Origin of the sequence: Bathymodiolus heckerae thiotrophic gill symbiont (genome assembly GCF_900128515.1) — a bacterium.
In the GTDB taxonomy this organism is placed as follows: Bacteria; Pseudomonadota; Gammaproteobacteria; order PS1; family Pseudothioglobaceae; genus Thioglobus_A.
In genome coordinates, this window is record NZ_FQTP01000139.1 from 1 (window position 1) to 2,708 (window position 2,708).

3 protein-coding genes and 2 pseudogenes are annotated in these 2,708 nt (G+C 40.2%); 1 reads left to right on the top strand and 4 read right to left on the bottom strand.

The annotated features are described in order from the left end of the window. Positions 1 to 106 (top strand): annotated as a pseudogene (locus BTHERMOSOX_RS10225) (IS1 family transposase); the annotation flags it as partial. An 8-nt stretch (positions 107 to 114) separates the two neighbouring features. Here BTHERMOSOX_RS10225 and BTHERMOSOX_RS10230 read toward each other — a convergent pair. From BTHERMOSOX_RS10230 to BTHERMOSOX_RS10245, 4 genes and pseudogenes are all read right to left on the bottom strand, one after another. After that, entirely contained in the window at positions 115 to 798 is a 684-nt protein-coding gene (locus BTHERMOSOX_RS10230) for an nSTAND1 domain-containing NTPase (protein ID WP_138121054.1), read from the bottom strand. After that, positions 798 to 1,247: a hypothetical protein gene (locus tag BTHERMOSOX_RS10235; RefSeq protein ID WP_138121055.1), complete on the bottom strand. Its 450-nt coding sequence runs from the start codon at positions 1,245 to 1,247 to the stop codon at positions 798 to 800. Before BTHERMOSOX_RS10235 ends, BTHERMOSOX_RS10230 begins: the two co-directional genes overlap by 1 nt. A 317-nt stretch (positions 1,248 to 1,564) precedes the next feature. Further along, entirely contained in the window at positions 1,565 to 1,927 is a 363-nt protein-coding gene (locus tag BTHERMOSOX_RS10240) for a hypothetical protein (protein WP_138121056.1), read from the bottom strand. A gap of 226 nt (positions 1,928 to 2,153) precedes the next feature. Beyond that, a pseudogene (locus BTHERMOSOX_RS10245) lies at positions 2,154 to 2,573 on the bottom strand (NAD(P)(+) transhydrogenase (Re/Si-specific) subunit beta); the annotation flags it as partial. Positions 2,574 to 2,708: the final 135 nt, after the last annotated feature.

Sequence of the window (2,708 nt, forward strand, 5' to 3'; positions counted from 1 at the left end):
TTTAACTCGTCGAACAATCTGTTTTTCAAAAATAGAACAAATGCACGATATTGTCATTGGGCTGTTAATTAATAAAGTCGAATTTGGACGAGATATTCATGCCTAATAACAGATTTAACCCACTACCAAGCGCTCTAAGCGGGCATTGATAAATTTTACAAACAAGCCTTTGGAGCCGCCTGCAAACTGATAATCCTCTAGATTTAGATATGCTTTTTGTTGTTGACTGGCTAGTTCGTTAAGCATTAATAAACCAATACTGATATCCACGGGAGAAAGCCGTTCATTGACCTGCATGGAGTTCACAAAACTATCGACAAGCGCCTGGTCTAGAACCAGGCCTGCTTCGCTGGCTAAAATAATAAATACATTTTGTGCCTGCGCCCGACTAAATAGCTTGAGGGAAATCATGGGGAGCATACGAAAATCATCACCCAGTGAGAGCTCAAAATCTCGCCATTCTGGGTCGTATTCGCGCCTAAAGGCCACTATCCAGGTGATATTCTGCAACGGATGCTGGGTAATCACCCGGGTTAATAAAGCAAAAATTTCTGCATGTTGCTGCACTGACAATTGCTCAAACTGGTCTAACACGATAACTGCTGCTGTCGGATATGTTAAGACCTCTTCCAGCTGTTGATACTGCGTCTGTAACTGCTGGTTAATGGTTCTCAATAAAGATTCGTGCGCATGCTTTGGAAAAGCCACCCAGTAAATGTAAGATTGTTGCTCCGACTTTAAGCCATAGCTTAGGCCAGCTCTTAAAAGGGAAGTTTTACCAGCGCCGGATTCCCCCATTAACACGATAATCTGTCGTTGTGGATTGTTAATATATTGACAAACTCTGCTATTTGCTTGTTTCGTTCCAGTTTGGAAAATAGCTCTCCATCTTCGGTGCTAAACGCCATTAGCCCTTTAATGGCTTGGGATAAAGGGTGTTTCGGAATTATCGGCGGTAAGGCGATTTTCCATAAGCGGTAAGTAACCCAGACTATTAGCCCAACAGCTACAATGATCAGAAAAACACCCACCAAGGGCTTATATAAATTGACGCTGTCCTGGTGGTCGTTTAGTAAGGTAGGTACTTTAAAGGCATTTTTTTCATCATATAAATGATGGCCAACAATAAAACATAGAAATGCAAATAAAGTCGCGACTTTATCCCCTGGACTGCGGCGGATAAAAAATGTGAACTCTTTGAGTTTCTTGTACAGGAGTTTTGATGTTTCTATGTTTATATCCATCATCAATATCGTCGAGTTGCTCTTAAGAATAGGGTTAGAAACGTGATGTTTTGCTTTTTACTGTGACTAGACTATATGAAGCAGCACCTATTAAGGATAGATGAATAAATGGAGAAATACAAACAACATAAAAACTCATCTATCCATCAAAGCAACACTGTGCTGCACCAGTCAAATTCACAGTATATGATCTGACTGTTTGCTCTGATAAACCAGAAATTTTTTTAACGAATTAAGATTTCGGTATGGGAAAGCCTATGTTTCCCATACCGATAGCTGTTTCACCCGTTAGCGTTGACAACTAATTGGGTAAGATTGTTTTACATTTTCATGCTGCCCTTTTTTTCCATCATTTTCTGATGATGTTTTTGCATCATCTTCTTTTTCATTTGACGCTTTTTTTCCTGATGATCTTTAATAAGCTGTAGTTGCTCATCCATTAAAGCCTGTTTCTTTTTGGCGTTTTTTTCATCTTGAATCCGATCTGATAGATCATTTATTTTCAGGATATATATCTGCTTTTTCCTCGCCATCTTGTCTTTCATTTCCTCAGACATTTCCATGCCCATACCCTGACCGGAAGCATTTCCAGACTGCATGTTCATGGGTTTATCTTTAGCGAATGCCGAGATACTGGCAGCTGATAATACGAGGACTGCACAAAATTTAACTAGATACTTCATAATTTGATCCTTTTTATTAAAATATTGATAAGAGTGTTACGCGATTGTTGAGGAATCTGAATGTCTTAGCATCCATTATTTTTGCTTAATTCTTCTTTGATGGTTATAACAATCCATTATCGTAGGGTGCGTACACGCACCCTACGATAATCAGCCAAAGCAGAATTAAGATCAGACAATAACACTTTAGCGTTAATTGGGCTATAAAACCTTTGTTTAATTGATATTAATGATTGATCGCTTTTAACACAGCCTGCATACTATCATTCGCATCACCAAACAGCATACGCGTATTTTTATGTACAAATAACGGGTTACCCACACCTGCATAGCCCGTTGCCATGCTACGCTTTAAAACGATGGTTGTGGCACTTTTCCAGCATTCCAGTACGGGCATTCCAGCAATGGGACTATTAGGATCGTCCAGTGCTGACGGATTAACGATATCATTTGCACCGATAACAATCGACACGTCTACATCAGCAAAGTCGGCATTGATTTCATCCATTTCAAAAACTATATCGTAGGGTACTTTTGCTTCTGCCAATAACACGTTCATATGCCCTGGCATTCGCCCGGCAACCGGGTGTATGCCAAAGCGCACCTGCTTGCCTTGCGCACGTAGCACTTTAGTCGTAAGTTCATTCCCCTATATAATTAAGCAGCAACTAGCGCAGGCATCTGCGGTAATTTAGGCACATTATTTCCCTGGCGGCGCATTTTAATAACATCCCTAAGATACAAAAGTGGTGAACTATTTCGTAATCGGCAGGTCGCAAAT

What these genes read in the sequence shown, in the direction of transcription:
- BTHERMOSOX_RS10235 (WP_138121055.1), bottom strand. Translation starts at nt 1,247, where the DNA reads ATGATGGATATAAACATAGAAACATCAAAACTCCTGTACAAGAAACTC.
- BTHERMOSOX_RS10230 (WP_138121054.1), bottom strand. Translation starts at nt 798, where the DNA reads ATGGGGGAATCCGGCGCTGGTAAAACTTCCCTTTTAAGAGCTGGCCTA.
- BTHERMOSOX_RS10240 (WP_138121056.1), bottom strand. Translation starts at nt 1,927, where the DNA reads ATGAAGTATCTAGTTAAATTTTGTGCAGTCCTCGTATTATCAGCTGCC.